Source organism: Neptuniibacter halophilus (assembly GCF_030295765.1).
GTDB classification, from domain to species: Bacteria; Pseudomonadota; Gammaproteobacteria; order Pseudomonadales; family Balneatricaceae; genus Neptuniibacter; species Neptuniibacter halophilus.
Map to the genome: position 1 here is coordinate 3,115,871 of NZ_AP027292.1, position 17,042 is coordinate 3,132,912.

General features: G+C 55.9%; 14 protein-coding genes and 1 pseudogene. 13 read left to right on the forward strand and 2 right to left on the reverse strand.

Annotated features, from left to right (window positions below; genetic code table 11):
- The first annotated feature begins 135 nt into the window (after positions 1 to 135).
- From QUD59_RS14545 to QUD59_RS14570, 6 genes and pseudogenes are all read left to right on the forward strand, one after another.
- Positions 136 to 1,089: a Gfo/Idh/MocA family oxidoreductase gene (locus QUD59_RS14545; protein ID WP_286241037.1), complete on the forward strand. Its 954-nt coding sequence runs from the start codon at positions 136 to 138 to the stop codon at positions 1,087 to 1,089.
- Positions 1,090 to 1,109: 20 nt separating this feature from the next.
- Positions 1,110 to 2,102 carry an aldo/keto reductase gene (locus QUD59_RS14550; RefSeq protein WP_286237857.1) on the forward strand — a complete coding sequence of 331 codons (993 nt, stop codon included), beginning with the start codon at positions 1,110 to 1,112 and terminating at the stop codon, positions 2,100 to 2,102.
- 87 nt (positions 2,103 to 2,189) lie between these two features.
- A complete protein-coding gene (locus QUD59_RS14555; protein WP_286237859.1) occupies positions 2,190 to 3,212 on the forward strand; it encodes a TRAP transporter substrate-binding protein in 1,023 nt (340 codons plus the stop codon).
- Between the two features lie 129 nt (positions 3,213 to 3,341).
- Positions 3,342 to 3,857 (forward strand): TRAP transporter small permease, encoded by a 516-nt coding sequence (locus QUD59_RS14560; RefSeq protein WP_286237860.1) that lies wholly within the window; start codon positions 3,342 to 3,344, stop codon positions 3,855 to 3,857.
- Positions 3,854 to 5,142: pseudogene (locus tag QUD59_RS14565) on the forward strand (TRAP transporter large permease). Before QUD59_RS14560 ends, QUD59_RS14565 begins: the two are co-directional and overlap by 4 nt.
- Before the next feature lie 13 nt (positions 5,143 to 5,155).
- Complete coding sequence (locus QUD59_RS14570; protein WP_286237862.1) at positions 5,156 to 5,563, forward strand: bacteriohemerythrin; 408 nt, start codon at positions 5,156 to 5,158, stop codon at positions 5,561 to 5,563.
- Here QUD59_RS14570 and QUD59_RS14575 read toward each other — a convergent pair.
- Positions 5,560 to 6,240, reverse strand: coding sequence for an FMN-dependent NADH-azoreductase (locus QUD59_RS14575; protein ID WP_286237864.1), 681 nt, complete (start codon positions 6,238 to 6,240; stop codon positions 5,560 to 5,562). The genes QUD59_RS14570 and QUD59_RS14575 overlap by 4 nt on opposite strands.
- Positions 6,241 to 6,328: 88 nt before the next feature.
- Between QUD59_RS14575 and QUD59_RS14580 the strand changes: the two genes are divergently transcribed.
- The 3 genes from QUD59_RS14580 (at position 6,329) to QUD59_RS14590 (ending at position 8,686) form a co-directional block, all read left to right on the forward strand.
- On the forward strand, positions 6,329 to 7,219 hold the full coding sequence (locus tag QUD59_RS14580; protein WP_286237865.1) for a LysR substrate-binding domain-containing protein: 891 nt from the start codon (positions 6,329 to 6,331) through the stop codon (positions 7,217 to 7,219).
- A gap of 56 nt (positions 7,220 to 7,275) precedes the next feature.
- Entirely contained in the window at positions 7,276 to 7,674 is a 399-nt protein-coding gene (locus tag QUD59_RS14585; RefSeq protein ID WP_286237866.1) for a carboxymuconolactone decarboxylase family protein, read from the forward strand.
- A gap of 79 nt (positions 7,675 to 7,753) precedes the next feature.
- Positions 7,754 to 8,686, forward strand: coding sequence for a helix-turn-helix domain-containing protein (locus QUD59_RS14590; RefSeq protein ID WP_286237867.1), 933 nt, complete (start codon positions 7,754 to 7,756; stop codon positions 8,684 to 8,686).
- 2 nt (positions 8,687 to 8,688) lie between these two features.
- Here the strand turns inward: QUD59_RS14590 and QUD59_RS14595 are convergent, their stop codons facing one another.
- A complete protein-coding gene (locus tag QUD59_RS14595) occupies positions 8,689 to 9,585 on the reverse strand; it encodes a LysR family transcriptional regulator (protein WP_286237868.1) in 897 nt (298 codons plus the stop codon).
- A gap of 119 nt (positions 9,586 to 9,704) precedes the next feature.
- Between QUD59_RS14595 and QUD59_RS14600 the strand changes: the two genes are divergently transcribed.
- The 4 genes from QUD59_RS14600 (at position 9,705) to QUD59_RS14615 (ending at position 17,040) form a co-directional block, all read left to right on the forward strand.
- Complete coding sequence (locus QUD59_RS14600; RefSeq protein WP_286237870.1) at positions 9,705 to 10,994, forward strand: gallate dioxygenase; 1,290 nt, start codon at positions 9,705 to 9,707, stop codon at positions 10,992 to 10,994.
- 201 nt (positions 10,995 to 11,195) lie between these two features.
- Positions 11,196 to 12,665: an efflux transporter outer membrane subunit gene (locus QUD59_RS14605; protein ID WP_286237871.1), complete on the forward strand. Its 1,470-nt coding sequence runs from the start codon at positions 11,196 to 11,198 to the stop codon at positions 12,663 to 12,665.
- Entirely contained in the window at positions 12,662 to 13,876 is a 1,215-nt protein-coding gene (locus QUD59_RS14610; RefSeq protein WP_286237872.1) for an efflux RND transporter periplasmic adaptor subunit, read from the forward strand. The genes QUD59_RS14605 and QUD59_RS14610 overlap by 4 nt, the downstream gene beginning before the upstream one ends.
- On the forward strand, positions 13,873 to 17,040 hold the full coding sequence (locus tag QUD59_RS14615; RefSeq protein WP_286237873.1) for an efflux RND transporter permease subunit: 3,168 nt from the start codon (positions 13,873 to 13,875) through the stop codon (positions 17,038 to 17,040). The genes QUD59_RS14610 and QUD59_RS14615 overlap by 4 nt, the downstream gene beginning before the upstream one ends.
- Positions 17,041 to 17,042 lie beyond the last annotated feature (2 nt).

Consider the following 17,042-nt stretch of genomic DNA (forward strand, 5'->3'; position numbering starts at 1 on the left):
ATCTGTCTATATAAAAATTGAATAGCCGTCCCGGTTATTTAATTATCCAGCCCCGGATGCCAGTGATAGCTTTTAGGGAAAGATCGACCAGCTATGGCGGGTCAGCGTGACCAATTACGGAGTGAACAAACCATGATGAGAGTATGTATTGCAGGCGCTGCTGGCGCATTTGGTATGAAGCACCTGGAAGCGATCAGCGCGATTGAAGACGCTGAAGTGGTTTCCGTGGTCGGTACCAATGCCGAAAAAATGCAGGCGTTTGCTGCTGAACATAACATCCCTCATTACACCACTGATCTGGCAGAAAGCCTGGCGCGTGATGATGTGGATTGTGTGATTCTGGCAACGCCGACCCAGATGCATGCCGCTCAGGTCGCACAGTGTCTGCAGGCGGGTAAGCATGTCCAGACAGAAATTCCGATGGCCGATAACATCGAAGACGCGAAGAAGATCGTCGCGTTGCAGAAAGAAACCGGGCTGGTCGCGATGGCGGGTCACACCCGTCGCTTTAACCCGAGTCATCAGTGGATTCACGACAAAATTCAGGCGGGTGAGCTGAAAGTCCAGCAGATGGATGTACAGACCTATTTCTTCCGCCGCACGAATACCAATGCCAAGGGCGAAGCACGTAGTTGGACTGACCATCTGCTGTGGCACCACGCCTGTCACACGGTTGACCTGTTCCAGTATCAGACCGGCGAAACCGCCAGCCAGATTCAGGCGATGCAGGGCCCGATTCATCCCGATCTGGGAATCGCCATGGATATGAGCATCGGCATGAAAACGCCGGGTGGCGCACTCTGCACACTGTCGCTGTCATTCAATAACGATGGCCCGTTCGGCACCTTCTTCCGATACATCTGTGACAAAGGCACCTACATCGCCCGTTATGATGATCTGGAAGACGGTCACGGTAATCCGGTCGATCTGTCTGGTGTTGCTGTTTCCTTTAACGGCATTGAGCTGCAGGATCGTGAGTTTTTCGCCGCGATCCGCGAAGGCCGTGAACCGAACAGTAGCCTGTCACAGTGCTTCCCGGCGATGGATACGCTGGATCGTCTGGAACAGTGCCTCAACGCGGCTGAATAAATTATCAAGGAGTTCTTCGAATGATGACACGTAAGTTGGGTTCTTTCACTTCTGCTCCGGTAGGACTGGGTTGCATGAACCTGTCCCACGCCTACGGGGTTCCGCCATCGGAAAAAGAGGCGGGAGAGCTGCTGAACAACGCGCTGGATCTGGGCTACAACCTGCTCGATACCGCTGCGCTTTACGGTTTCGGTCATAACGAGGAACTACTGGGCAAGTTTGTTAAAGCACGTCGCAGTGAGTTTGTCCTCGCCAGCAAGTGCGGCATGTTCCGTAACGCTGAAGGGGTCAGAGAGATCAACGGGCATCCGGATATGATCCGGCAGACCTGCGAAGACAGTCTGCGTCGTCTGCAGACCGACGTGATCGATCTCTACTATCTGCATCGCTGGGATAAAAATGTACCGATCGAGGAGAGCGTGGGTGCGCTGTCTGATCTGGTTGCAGAGGGCAAAATCCGCGATATAGGCCTCTCGGAAATCTCAGCAGACACGCTGCGCAAGGCGCATGCGGTACATCCGATTGCGGCGGTTCAGACCGAATACTCACTCTGGACCCGTAACCCGGAGATCGCGGTGCTGGATGCCTGCGCTGATTTGGGCGTGACCTTTGTTGCGTTCAGTCCGCTGGCCCGGGCTTTTCTGGCCGGTAAGCTGCGTGATGTGTCACTGCTCGCAGAGAAAGATCTGCGTCGCAATATGCCGCGCTTCTACCCGCAGAATTATGCCCGCAACCTGCAATTGCTCGATCAGGTAGCTGTGGTGGCAGAACAGGAAAATTGCAGTCTGGCGCAACTGGCGCTGGCCTGGGTGCTGGGTCGCAGCGACAACATTGTTGCCATCCCCGGCACCACCAACCTGAACCATCTGGAAGAGAACTTCAGTGCCGGGGCGATCAGCCTCAGTGACGAAGCCTTTACCCGGCTGGATCAGATTATCAATCAGCACACTGTGGTGGGCGGACGTTACAACGACGTCACCCAGGCGGAGATTGATACGGAAGAATTTGCCTGAATCTCAGGCTGATTAGACAGACAGAGTTCAAGAGAAAAGAAACTTAACCTGAAAATAGTAATAATAATAATTCTGAGGAGCTTTCTAATGAAAAAGCCAATGCTGAAATCCGCTCTGGCGCTGACGGCCGCCATGATGGTTCAGGCACCTGCTCAGGCTGCCGAGTACACCCTGCGACTGGCGCACTTTTTCCCACCTGTGGCGGGTCAGCATAAAGTGATTGCTGAGGGTTGGGCTGAAAAAATTGAAAAGGATTCCAATGGGCGTATCGAGGTTGAGGTGTATCCCTCTTCCACGCTGGCTAAACCGCCGGCGCAGTACGACGCAGTCAAAAACCGCATCGCCGATGTGACGCTGACCGTTCAGGGTTACACCGCCAACCGTTTCCCGCTGACTCAGGTCGTTGAACTGCCGGGTATTGTAAAAACGGCGGCGCAGGGCTCCTGTGTTTTGCAGAGCCTGTATGACGAAGGCCTGATCAGCGATGAGTATAAAGAGACTAAACCGCTGTTCATGTTCACCCACGGTCAGGGTCATATCCATACCACTGAGAAGCAGATTACAGTCCCTGAAGACTTTGAGGGCCTGCGCATCCGTCGCCCGACGGCGGTGGTGGCAAAACTGCTCGAAGGTCTGGGTGCTCAGCCGGTTGGTATGCCAGCACCACAGGCCTATCAGTCCGTACAGCGTGGCGTGATTGATGGTGTATCCCTGCCATGGGAAGGTCAGTTAGTGTTCCGTATTAACGATCTGACTTCACATCACACGGAGGTAGGCGGTCTGTATGCACTCTCCTTTGTGGTAACCATGAATAAAGATGTATACAACAGCATGCCTGCTGACCTGCAGAAAGTGATCGATGATAACTCCGGTAGTGAGTGGTCTCAGATCTCTGCAAAAGTGTTTGATGATCAGGACGTGAAAGGTCGTGCTCAGGCGGTTGAAGCCGGTCACGAGATCTACACCGTTGAGGGTGGCGGTGAAAACCCTGCCTGGAAACCGGTGCTTGAGAAGGCTACCGAAGAATACCTGACAGAACTGGAAGGCAAAGGTCTGCCAGCCCGTAAAGTTTACGCCCGCGCCCAGGAACTGGCTGCGAGTTGTAACTAATCTACACCGGAGCCCCGGCTAAGGCTGAGGCTCCCGGTCTGGCCCGGCAGGGTCTGCTAAGCTGCTACCGTGCCGGGTATCTGAGATACCGGCTCAGCCCTGCCTGCTATTTGCTGACTGGAGAGAGTTATGAAGGCGTTCAGCCAGCTGTTTGATCGTTTGACCTACACCATGCATGTGATCAGCGGCGTAATCCTTGTTTCTATGATGTTTATCACTCTTGCCGATGTGGTGACCCGAACGCTGTTCAAAATGACAGATGGTTCGCTGGATCTGACCTTTATCGGTGGGGTGGAGCTGATCAAATATGGTCTTCTGATCATGGTGCTGTTTGCACTGCCGTTCTCGGTAGGGCGCTCACAGGTGATTGTTGATCTGTTTACTGAAGCGCTGCCATCGCGGGGTAAAGCGATCCTCGAAGGGTTGTTTATGCTCGGATTTGTCGCGCTGGGTGCCGGAATGAGCTATCGCTTCTGGCATGCGGTCGGACAGGCACAGATGAGCGGTGAAACCACTCAGGATCTGTTGATTCCGCTGTACTACTTCTACGCGATCAGTTCTTTTGCCACCGCCATGCTGGCGCTGGCGGCGCTGCTGATCTCTCTGCGTTGTCTGTTTTTCTGGAGAGGGGATAAAGTCGCATGAGTGCTTCACTGATCGGTCTTATCTGCATACTGGGGATGCTCGGTATGATTGCAGTCCGGATGCCGATCGCTATGGCGATGGCGGCGACCGGGTTTATTGGATTCACAGCCATTGTGGCATTTCAGCCGGCGATGGCGATTCTGGAAAGCGGTCCGTTTGAGACCCTCTCCAACTACAGTTTCAGCCCGATTCCTATGTTTATCCTGATGGGGGTGTTTGCCTCCAAAGCACGGATGTCACAGGAATTGTTTGAGGGGGCACGCAAGCTGTTTGGCAGTTGGCGTGGCGGCATGGCGCTGGCGGGCGTAACCTCCTGCGGTATATTTTCGGCGATCTCCGGCTCCTCTATGGCGACGGCGGCGAGTATGTGTCCCGTGTGGCGCTGCCGGAGATGGAGAAGAACGGCTATGCCCAGTCACTGGCGTCCGGTACGCTGGCGGCGGGCGGTACGCTGGGGATTATGATCCCGCCGTCTATCGCTTTGCTGCTGTATGCGCTGATCACTGAGCAATCGGTCGGTGAGATGTTTATCGCCGGTGTGATTCCGGGCCTGCTGGGGCTGGCGCTCTACTGCGTCACCATTGCGATTGTGGTGTCCCTGAAACCGGAACTGGCGCAGCCGGGTGAACGCACCAGCTTTATCGAAAAGATGGTGGGCCTGAAAGGTCTGGTACCCTTTACCGGTGTCTTCGCGCTGATCATCGGCGGTATCTATGCCGGTTTATTTACACCGACTGAGGCGGCCTCTGTGGGAGCGGCGGGTACCTTCTTTATCGCGCTGTTCCGGGGTATGAACTTTGCCCAGTTTGTCGATGCGGTGCAGGAAACCCTGTTTATGTCGGCGATGATCTTCTTCATGATCATCGGTGCTGAGATATTCGGTTACTTCCTCTCGGTATCGCGCATCTCGTTCAGTCTGGTGGAGCTGGTCGACAGCCTGCAACTGAGCCCTTACATGGTGCTGTTCTGCGTACTGCTGTTGTTTGTCCTGCTCGGCTGTGTGATGGACAGTATCGCGATGCTGCTGCTGACCGTGCCGGTGGTGTACCCGCTGGTTCAGGCGGCGGGCTTTGATCCGATCTGGTTTGGTATTATTGCGGTCATTACCGTTGAGCTGGGTCTGATTACGCCGCCGGTGGGGATGAACGTGTTTGTGATCAAGTCGGTAGCGCCGAGCATCCCGATCAAAGAGATCTTTAAGGGCGTGTTCCCCTTTGTACTGTCAGATCTTGTGCGTCTGGCGTTGATCATTATCTTCCCAAGCCTGGCTCTGGGCCTGCTTTAAGGAGGCAGCGTAAATGGAAACGGTAAAGTGGACCCATGATCTCAGCGTCGGCGATGAAGCGATTGATGATGATCATAAGGATCTGTTCCAGTTAGTTGAGGAGCTGGATCATGCCAACATGAGCCATGACTATATCAACCTGATTCTGGATCGGCTGAAACGCTACACCAAAGAGCATTTCAGCCGGGAAGAGGAGTATATGCTGGCCTGTGGTTATCCCGGGCTGGCCGAGCACCAGCAGCGCCATGCGGAGTTTAACGAATGGCTGGAAACTATTCGTTCAACCTACGCCCGGTTTCCGCAAAGCCCCTTTATTATCGGGGATTCGGTGAACAGCTATCTGAACCGCTGGTGGCGCCAGCATATTCTCAGCGAGGATATGAAATACCGCGACTTTATACTGGCGCAGAAAAAGGCTTAGCGGGTTAACCCGGCGACCAGCTCATCAATATCTTTCTGCGCCCGGCGCAGAGAGTCCTGATGGCGCTGATCGCCGAACTCCTGATATTCCACCCGTACTTCATAAAACTGTTCTACTCCCAGGTACTTGCCCAGCACCTGAATATGCGTGCCGAGATGGTTCATCTCTTCGCGGATACCGCCGGGCTCAAAGCCAAACTCGCCGCTGGAACTGATCAGCACCAGCGTTTTGCCAGACATAATGGGTTCCAGCGGAAAGTCACCACGGGCCAGATCAAATGAGAATGTTTTGTTGATGCGTACCACCTGATCAAACCAGGCTTTGAGCACAGCGGGCATGCCGTAGTTATACATCGGTGCGGTGAGCAGAATCAGGTCGGCCTGATCCAGCTCTTCTATGTACCGATCGGACTCTTCGAGCAGGGCCTGTTGCGCAGCGCTGCGTTGCGCCGGCGGGGTAAATACCGAGGCGATCCAGTCCTGACTGATAAACCCCGGCGGGTTGAGGCCTAGATCCCGTTGCAGCAGTCGCCCGGGCTGATCTGAATTCATCCATTGCTGGATGAATCTGTCACCCATTTGCTTAGAGATTGAATTATGTCCAGCCACGGGGTTATCAGTACGGCGCACGCTTGAATCAATTCTTAACAGGGTTTTCATCGCTATCTCCTTAGTCATCAGTGAGCTCAGTGTGCGCCGGCTGGACTTGACTGACAAAAGGTTATATTTTTCTCATAGATAACTTAAATTCATCTATAGGTTGGCTATGTTTGCACGCTTACCCTCCCTGACCAGTATCCGGACATTTGAGGCCGCTGCCCGCCTGCTGAGCTTTAAAGCCGCCGCAGCGGAGCTGAATGTTTCCCCGACGGCGGTCTCGCACCAGATACGTAGTCTTGAGGAGCGGTTACAGGTGAAACTGTTTCAGCGTCAGACCCGGGCCGTTTCCTTAACCCGGGAGGGGGAGAAACTGGCTGCGGTCAGCCATAACCTGATGCAGGAACTGTTGCTGGCAGTGAACGCGCTCAGCGACACGCCAAATCGGCTTACCCTGAGCACGACCAGTTCTTTTGCTGCCATGTGGCTGGTGCCACAACTGGCTGACTTCCAGCGGCAACACCCGCAGATCGATCTGCAGATAAAAGCCGATGACCGGATCAGCGATCTGGAGCGAGACCGAAGCATCGATCTGGCGATCCGTTACGGTCGTTTTACTCCTCAGCCGGGGCACAGCTTACTGCTGCACGAAGCGCTGGGGTGCTTTGCCACCGCTGACTACTGGACGTCGCTTTCCGGGCGCAGCAATCTGGATTTTTTTGTCACGACCTGGAAAAACCCGAACCTGCCGGCGATAGAGATTGCCCCGCTGTTACGCCAGCAGTTTGAGGGTAAAGCGGGTATCAACCTGCGCAGTTTCGATGATGAAAATCAGGTACTGCAGGCGGCGCTGGCAGGGCAGGGGATTGCCATTCTCAGCCGTGCGTTGCTGCATAACCCGTTGCACAATGGCTGGCTCCAACCGGGGCTGGATAATCTGAGTGCGCAACTGCAGGGGCTCGACTACTATCTGGTAACGCCCCGCCGCAGTCGTGAGAATCCGGCGGCAGAAACGTTTTCTGGCTGGCTGCAGCAGCGTCTGGCAAAGGGCTGCGAATAACAACACCCGGAACCGCGCGTTCCGGCTCAGTATTTTGATGAAGGAGAATCATAACCATGACAGATAAGGCGATTGGTGCCGGTGAAACCACCCGGCGTGAAGTAATGGGTGATGAGTTTGTTGATCGGGCGCTGACCCAGGTGACACCGCTTACCGAACCATTGCAGGAGTGGATCAATGGCCACGCCTGGGGTTCGGTGTGGCAGCGTGATCAGCTCAGTCGCAAAGAGCGCTCACTGGTAACGGTGGCGATGCTGGTGGCGCTGCGGGCAGAAACGGAGCTCAAAGGCCATCTGCGCGGTGCGCTGAATAATGGCTGCACGCCGGAAGAGTTGCGTGAAGTTCTGCTGCAGAGCACTGTGTATTGCGGCGCACCGGCAGCGCAGGAAGCTTTTCGTGCAGCGGCTGAAATCCTGACACCGTTGTTGCACGGAGATGAACCGGCTGTTTCATAGCGCTGTTAGTGCGCTGAACTGACTGGGCTATGCTTTGACTGATGGTATTAATTAACAGCACACCCGATCTGCACCTGTTATGTCTGACTCGTTGAAAAGAGGGCAGAGCCTTGCCGGGGCGGCTGCCGGTTCCCGGATCTCGACCTACTCACTCTACAGTGAGGATACATCCCGTTCTGACCCGGAATTTATTCATATCGAGGATATCCGCACCCGGGCGGAGCTGTTTGACTGGACCATCAATATCCATACCCACCCGAAGATGTTCCAGCTTATCTATGTCCGCTATGGCGAAGTCAGGATTCATCTGGACGGGCTGGAGCAGATCGAACAGGGCCCCTGTCTGATCACCATTCCCAGTGGCGTGGTGCACGGCTTTCAATTCAGTCGTGAGCAAACCAGAGGCTCGGTGATTACCGTTTCTCAGTTGCTGGTGCTGGATGAGCAGTTTCAGCACCGTTTCCCGTTTTACGATGAGCTGTTCAGCCGGGCTCTGGTGATACCGTTGCAGGAACAGGACGCGGACCTTGAGCTGATTGATCAGCAGATCGCCGATCTGAAACGGGAATACCGCGACGATCTTGCGGGAAAAACAGTGATGTTTGAGTGGTTGCTCTACTCATTGCTGATCCGCATCGGTCGCAAGCTGAAAAGTGCTTACGCCAGTCACGACAGCGGCAGCCGCTACGAACAGCGTTACAAAGCGCTGTGTCAGTTGATTGAGCAGCACTACCGCGAACATCGTCCGGCCAGTTGGTACGCAGAACAACTCAATACCACGCCGATGGGGCTGAGTCGTGCCTGCAATGCCGTATCAGGTAAAAAGGTCAGCGAACTGCTGCAGGACCGGCTGGTACTCGAAGCCCAGCGTTATCTGATCTACACCGCCGCGCCCGCCTCACTGATCGCCTACGATCTGGGGTTTCAGGACCCGGCCTATTTCTCACGCTTCTTTAAACGCCGGGTCGGACTCTCACCGGGTGCATTCCGCAAACAGCGTGATAGTGGTTAGTTTCAGATCTGTTCACATAATTCGCGCAGGAATTCGAGAAATACCCGGCAGTTTTTCGACATCAAACGGCGTTGCGGATAGACCGCCGAAAGTACCGCCGCGCTCGCTTCAAACTGAACCTCGGGATACACCTCAACCAGTTCGCCCGAGGCGAGGCAGGGTTTGCAATACTGATCCGGCAGCAAAGAAACGCCGCCACCATTGAGCAGCGCCTCACGAACGGCAATCGGGTCATTTACATGGATGATCCCCCGGCTGAGGTTGATGGTTTTGCGACTCTCTGCCTGACGCACCGGAAAGCGGCTATGGCGGTAGCGCTGTTCACAGATCTGGATATGACCTTGCAGGGCTTCGGTACTGCTGCCCAGTTCATGGCTGTCGCGGTAAGCGGGTGTGGTAACCCAGAGCAGGCGGCTCTGGTAGAGCGGTGTGGCAATCAGTTCCGAATCTGCCAGTTCGCCGATCACCACCGCCAGATCGATCTGATCGCGGATAATATCCACCGGGTGGCTGGTAATGATGATCTCCAGTTCAATTTTCGGAAACTGGCGGCGAAAGCGGGGCAGGTGCCGGGCGACTATTTCCCGGCCAAATGCCATGGGCAGGGCAACCACCAGACGACCGCCGGGCTCCGCCTGCAGACCAGACATAGCGGCCTCGGTTTCCTCAACCTGTTGCATGATCTGCAGGCAGTGACGGTAGAAGGTTTCGCCCTCGGCGGTGATCCTGATATTGCGTGAATTGCGTTCCAGCAGGCGTAAGCCCAGCGCCTGTTCCAGCCGGTTAAGGCCTTTGCTGACGGTGGATTTTGCCAGTTGCAGATGTGCCGCTGCCGCCGACACGCCTTTGTGCTCCACCGTGGCAATAAACAGCGGGATGTCGTCGATGTTCCAGTTCATATGATGTCTGCCTGATGGTGTTTCTGAATAGAAACGAATCGTTCTATTTTAGCGGATTGTTTCTAAAATACTGCGATTTTAAGCTGCTGTTATTCAGGAAATAACAACCGGAGTCGAGTATGGCCAGAATCGTTGGTGGCATTGGTGCCTCCCATTCCCCCACCATTGCCTTTGCAAAAGATACCAATAAACAGAACGACCCAGCCTGGGCGCCTATCTTTGAGGGCTTTTCGGTGGTTCAGACGTGGGTCCGCGAAAAGCAGGTTGATGTGCTGTTTATGATCTTTAACGATCACATTACCTCCTTTTTCTTTGATCATTATTCTGCTTTTGCTCTGGGGATTGATGACCGTTATGAGACCGCCGATGAAGGGGGCGGGGCGCGTGACTATCCGCCGGTGGAGGGGCATCTGGCGCTTTCACAGCATATTGGTCAGGCGCTGGTGGCAGACGAGTTTGATATGTCCTTCTTTCAGAAGAAACCGCTGGATCATGGCTTTTTCTCACCGCTTTCGATGATTGCCGAAGATACGCAGCAAGGCTGGGCCGGTACGGTGGTGCCGTTGCAGGTGGGTGTGTTGCAGTTCCCTGTACCCAGCGCGCGGCGCTGCTACAAATTGGGACGCTCTCTGCGTAAGGCGATACAGAGCTTCCCGGAAGATCTTAATGTGGCGATTGTAGCGACCGGCGGTTTATCGCATCAGGTGCATGGCGAACGCTGCGGTTTTACCAGTGAAGCCTGGGATAACGAGTTTCTCGAACTGCTGCAGCACAAGCCGGAGCAACTGACCGGGATGCGTCTGGCTGAATACGCTGAAAAGGGCGGTATGGAAGGTGCCGAAGTGATCATGTGGCTGATTATGCGCGGTGCCCTGTCAGATAAGGTGAACAAAGTACATCAGACCAGCTATCTGCCCTCGATGTGCAATATCGCCACGCTGATTTATGAGGATCTCGGGGATGCCCCGGATGAAGCCGATCTTGAGGTTTACCGGGAACATATTGGCTCTGAGCTGGCCGGTGTCGAAAAGCTCTCCGGCACCCATCCATTTACGCTGGCGCGCAGTCATAAGGCGTATCGTATCAATGATTTTCTGCACCGGATTGTGATTCCTGAACACCGCGCGCGTTTTGTCAGCGATCTGGAAGGGCTGATGCAGGAATACAACCTCACCACAGAAGAGCAGACCATGATTCGTAACCAGCAGTGGATCGAGATGATTCACTACGGTGTTACTTTCTTTGTACTGGAAAAGATGGCCCCGGTGGTGGGAGTTTCCAATATCGAGGTGTATGCCAGCATGCGCGGCGAGAGCGTGGAGGATTTTCTGAAAACACGTAACGCCCCGATCCGTTATTCGGTTGCCGGAGGCGATAAAGCCAGCGAACTCGACCAGAGCCCGCAATGAGGGCAGATAAGTGGTTGTGCTTCAGCGGCTGCGGCCGCTGACCCTTTGCGGCTTTACAGCGTGGCGTTGCCTGTTCGACCGGATTCAGCGCTGCACGGGTTAACGATCTGTAAAGGGCGTAAAGATGTGTAAAACCGCTTTCACTTTCACCCTGTAGCTTTAGCATTACTGTTAATAAATAAGACTCATGGTGAGAGTTAAGTGGACAATAATTCGTATTACCTTTTGTCTGGTGCTGTTGCTCAGCCCGGCAGAGGCAGGCAGGAAACGCCTCTCTGGCGCTCGCGCCTTCTGACAACGATGCTGCTGAGTTTGATGCTGACCGGCTGTGTCACTCCCCAGACGCTTAAGGTCGATCCTGTCAGCCATATGCCGGAACAGTGGAGCCGGACTGATAACCGCAGTTCGCAGCTATCAGGATGGCTGACAGAACTGAATGATCCGCAACTGACACAACTGGTGGCTGAGGCTTTGCAGTCTAATCCGGAGCTGGCTGCGGCACAGGCGCGTCTGGAGCAGGCCCGGCAGGCTCTGCGTATTTCGGATGCTGATCGCTATCCCGATCTGGCGCTGAGCCTCGGCGCTGAGCGCGCGGAGAATGCAGACGGATCACTCACCCTGAATAGCGAATTAAGCTGGGACCCGGACCTGTGGGGTGAACTGGGGGCGCGGCAACGCCAGACGCAACTGGAATTTGTCGCTGCAACGGCAGAGCTGCGTCAGGCGGAAGAGGAGCTGGCGGTCTCTGTCGCGAACCGTTGGTTTGAGTTACAGGAAGCACAGCTCTTGCTGCAACTTTACACCGAGCGCAGCGCAACTCTGGAAAGTGATCTGGCGGTGATCGAATCGGGTTACCGTCAGGGGCTGTATGAAGCGCTTGATCTGTTTCTGGCGCGCAATGATCTGAATGCGCAGAACTCAACCGTAGCGGAACAGCAGCAGACGCTGGCGGAAAGTCGCCGGGCACTGGAGCAGCTATTGGGGCGCTATCCGCAGGCTGCGCTGATTACAGAAGCGAGTCTGGCGCTGACCGAAGAGGAGCAGATGCCGCTGTTGTCTTCCGGGATGCTGCTGCGTCGTCCCGATCTGCAGGCCAGTTGGCTCAGCCTGCTGGCCGCCGATCAGGCCCTTGCCGCGGCGCATAGTGCGCGTTATCCCTCGTTCAGTCTGAGTGCTGCCTATGGGGGTAGCAGCAGTGCCCTGTCGGAGCTGGTCAGCGGGGGCGGTCTGGCCTGGAGTCTGGGCGCATCGCTGGTTCAGACTCTGTTTGATGCGGGGCGTCTGGAAGCGACGGAAGCTCAGCAACTGGCCGTGCGCCAGGAGCTGGAAAGCAGCTATCTGAATGACCTCTACAGCGCCTTTACTGAGGTGGAGAACGCCCTCGATCAGCGTGCAACACTGAAACAACGCCATGCACTGTATCTGGCAGCCCGCAGCAATGCTGATCAGGCTGAACAGTTGGCGTTTGAGCGCTATCAGCGTGGCCTTGAAACCTATACCACCGTGCTGGAGGCACGGCGTCGATCGCTGGACGCCCAGACCGAAATCATCTCCCTGCGCCGGACCATGCTGCAAAACCGCATCGGTCTGGCTCAGGCGCTGGGCGGCAGCTTTCAGCCTGAATCCGCTAACACTATCTCCCTCGCCGAATCGGAGGCGTCAGACTCATGATCAGAAAATTATTGCCACTGCTGGTGATCAGCGTGCTGGGTGGCGCCAGTTACTTTGTCTTCAGTCACCCACCGGAAGCGCCGCGCATGGCGGTTAAACGCAGTGCGGCGATCAGTGTGGAGGTGGAAACGGTGACGCCTGAGGACTTTCCGATCTGGGTGGAGAGTTATGGCCGGGTACAGCCGCGGACTCAGAGCGAACTGCTGCCGCAGGTGGCCGGGGAGATTGTCTGGATCAACCCGGATCTGCGTGCCGGTGGCTTCTTTGAAGCCGGCGATGAGCTGTTGCGGATCGACGACCGGGATTATCAGGTCGCATTGAGTGAAGCCCGCGCAGCACTGGCCAGTGCCCGCCAGACCCTGAGTGAAGAGCAGGCCCAGAGTGAACAGGCAAAAGCGGACTGGAAACGGCTGGGGTACAGCGGCAATGCCCCGGACCGGGTCGCACGCGTGCCTCAGTTGCAGGCTGCGAAAGCCAGTCTGGCCTCGGCGCAGGCCGCGGTTACTCAGGCTGAGCTGAATCTGGAGCGCACCCATATCCGCGCACCTTATGCCGGCCGGGTACTGGAAAAGTCTGTGGATCGCGGGCAGGTCGTGGCGACTGGCACCACACTGGCAACACTTTACGCAGTGGATTATGTCGAAGTCCGGTTGCCGATTCAGAGCCGTGATCTGGCCTATGTCGAGCTGCCAGAACGTTACCGCTACAGCGACCCGGTTACCGAATCTCTGCCTCAGGTGAGCTTTATCTCTGACCTGATCGGCCATGAAGCGTGGCAGGGGCAGGTGGTGCAGACTGAGGGAGCGATCGATGAAGACAGCCGTCAGCTCTATGTTCTGGCGCAGATTAATGACCCCTATGGCAGTCGCGCTGAAGGGCGGGTGCCGTTGAAGATTGGTCAGTATGTGCAGGCCCGGATTCAGGGCCGCACCCTGAGCAATGCCATTGTTATCTCTAATCGGGTGATCTATCAGGGCAGCTATGTCTACGTGGTTGCTGAGGGTGTTGTACAGCGCCGGGATATCCGGATCGGCTGGCAGGATGAACAGCAGGCACTGATCAGTGAAGGATTGCAGGCCGGGGATCAACTGGTACTGACCACACTGGGACAGGTGGTCTCGGGAACACCGGTCAGTATCCGCCAGCCCGCGCTGGCAGAACAGGGTAAAGTGCCGCAGGCTGCGGCTAAGAAGGCAGGAGACCCGTCATGATCGCCTGGTTTGCCCGAAATCATGTGGCCGCTAATCTTCTGATGCTTGGCATTGTGCTGGCGGGCCTGATCTCGCTTAACTACCGGATTCCGCTGGAGGTATTTCCCAGTGTTGAAGCGGACACGATCAGTGTCAGTGTCAGCCTGCGTGGTGCCAGCCCGGAAGATGCAGAAAGCGGTCTGGCCACCCGGATTGAGGATGCAGTGTCTGATCTGGAAGGGATCGAAGAGCTGACCAGCCGCTCGGTTGAGGGCGGCACCACCGTCACCATCGAGGTGGAAGATGGCTATGATCCGCGTGACCTGCTGGCCGATGTAAAAGCCCGGGTCGATGAGATCAGCTCCTTTCCGGAACAGGCAGAGAAACCGGTGGTGGCACTGGCGACCCGCACCCGTGAGGTCATTACGGTTGCCCTGTCGGGTGATCTGACTGAGCGCGAGCTGCGCAGTTATGCCGAAGGGGTGCGTGATGACCTGTTGCGAATAGACGGTATCAGCCAGTTGGAGCTGGCGGGTATCCGGGATTATGAGATCGCTATCGAGATCTCCAAAGATCGCCTGCGTGAATACGACCTGACACTGGAAGAAGTGGCAGACCGAATCGCCGAGAGCTCGCTGGATCTCTCCGCCGGGAATGTAAAAACCATCGGCGGTGACATTCTGATTCGCGCCAAAGGTCAGGCGTATCAGCGCGATGAATTTGAGTCGGTGGTGGTTAAAACGCAGGCCGATGGTGGATTGCTGCACCTGAGTGATATTGCCAGCGTCAGCGATGGCTTTGAAGAGACTGCACTGCGCAGCCGGTTCAACGGCGAGCTGGCGGTGATGCTGGAGGTGTACCGGGTTGGCAGCCAGAGTGCCATTGGTGTGGCAGATAAAGTGAAGGCCTACGTGGAGTCGCGTCAGGATGATCTGCCGCGAGGCCTGCAGATGCAGTACTGGGATGACGACTCAGAGATCGTTAAGGGCCGTCTGAATCTGCTGATCAGCAACGCGGCTCAGGGCGGTATTCTGGTATTGCTGCTACTGACTCTGTTTCTGCGTCCGTCGATCGCCTTCTGGGTATTTCTTGGTATCCCGGTGAGCTTTATGGGCGCGTTTATGCTGCTGCCGATGTTTGGTGTCAGCCTGAACATTATGTCCCTGTTTGGTTTTATTCTGGTGCTGGGAATCGTGGTCGATGATGCGATTGTTACCGGAGAAAATGTCTATACCCATATGCAATCGGCCGAGAACAGCCTGCAGGCAGCCATTCGCGGCACTCAGGAGGTCTCGGTACCGGTTACTTTCGGTGTGCTGACTACGGTGGCCGCGTTTCTGCCGATTGCCTTTATCGAGGGGGCCCGCGGGCCCATTTTCTCGCAGATCCCCTTTGTGGTGATTCCGGTTCTGTTGTTCTCCCTGATCGAGTCGAAACTGGTATTGCCATCCCATCTCAAGCATATCCGTTTGCGCAAAGAGCAACAGAGCAGCGGATTTTCGCGCTGGCAGAAAAGTTTTGCCGATGGTTTTGAACGCTCGGTTCTGCGTTATTACCAGCCGTTACTGGCGCTGGCGCTGAAACACCGGCTGACCACCCTGTCGCTGTTCAGTGGCACCTTTGTGCTGATTCTGGCGATGATCTTCAGTGGCTGGAGCCAGTTTGTCTTTTTCCCGCGCATTCAGAGCGACACGGCGCGTGCCACGCTGACTATGCCTTCCGGTACGCCGTTTGAGGTGACCGACAGAACGATCGTCAGGATGGTCGCCGCGGCCCGTACCCTGCAGGAGCGTTACCGTAATCAGGAAACCGGCGAGAGCGTGGTACAGAATATCTACTCCACCACCGGCGATGGTGGCAGCGCAGAAGAGGGGCGGGTGCGGTTTGAACTGACCCCTTCTGAGAAGCGTGATCCGGAACTGAGTACTGCACGTCTGGTGCAGGAATGGCGTGAGATGATCGGCGAGGTGCCGGGAGCTGAATCCCTGATCTATCGCGCTGAGCTCGGACGTGGCGGAGACCCGGTGGATATCCGTCTCAGTTCCGGCAGCGTCGCTGACCTGACGGCGATGGCGGAACAGGTGAAGCAGCGTCTGGCGGAGTATCCGAGCCTGTTCGATATCAGTGACAACCTGTCTGACGGTAAAGAAGAGTTGCAGATCGAACTCAAACCGCAGGCGTATGCGCTGGGTCTGACGCGCGATGCGATTATCAGTCAGGTACGGAATAACTTCTTTGGTATTGAGGTGCAGCGGATTCAGCGTGGCCGGGATGAGGTCCGGGTGATGGTTCGCCTGCCGGATACAGAGCGTCAGGCGATCAGTAACCTGCGCAACGTGCAGATCGAAACCGACACCGGTCTGGTGCCGCTGGATGAGGTAGCGCAACTGGTACCGGGTCGGGGCGCTTCGGCGATCTACCGGATCAATCAGCAGCGTACTGTGAGTGTGGTCGCTGATCTGGATAAAGAGAGCACCAATACCACCGTATTGTACCGGGATCTGGCCAGCTATCTGGATGAGCTGATGCTGCAGTATCCGGGGGCCGGCTACAGCCTCGAAGGTGAAGCGCGTGAACAGGAAGAATCGTTCTCCTCCATGGGGCTGGGTCTGGTGTTTGTATTCTTTGCCATCTACAGCTTGCTGGCGATTCCGTTCCGCTCCTATCTGCAGCCGCTGATCGTGATGTCGATCATTCCTTTCGGCGCGATCGGTGCGGTGGTCGGGCACTGGATTATGGGAATGGATCTGACCATTATGAGCCTGCTGGGGCTGATGGCGCTGATCGGTGTGGTGGTGAACGACAGTCTGGTACTGGTGGAGTTTACCAATCGTCGTCAGGCAGAATTAAAATCGCGTCTGGGTTCACACGATGCGGCGTATCAGGCGGTACTCATGGCCGGTGCTGCGCGGTTCCGACCGGTAATACTGACATCGCTGACGACCTTCCTAGGTTTGCTGCCGTTGCTGTTTGAGAAAGCGGTACAGGCGCAGTTCCTGATTCCTATGGCGGTTTCGCTGGGTTTTGGTATTTTGTTTGCCACCCTGATCACGCTGATCATGGTGCCGGTAAATCTGATGCTGCTGGAGGACCTTAAATCTCTGTTTCTGCCATCGCGGGAGGGAGATCAACCCACGGCCGATGCGGAACCGGCGCTGCCTTCGGTGCAGAGTGAGCCCGGTTAATC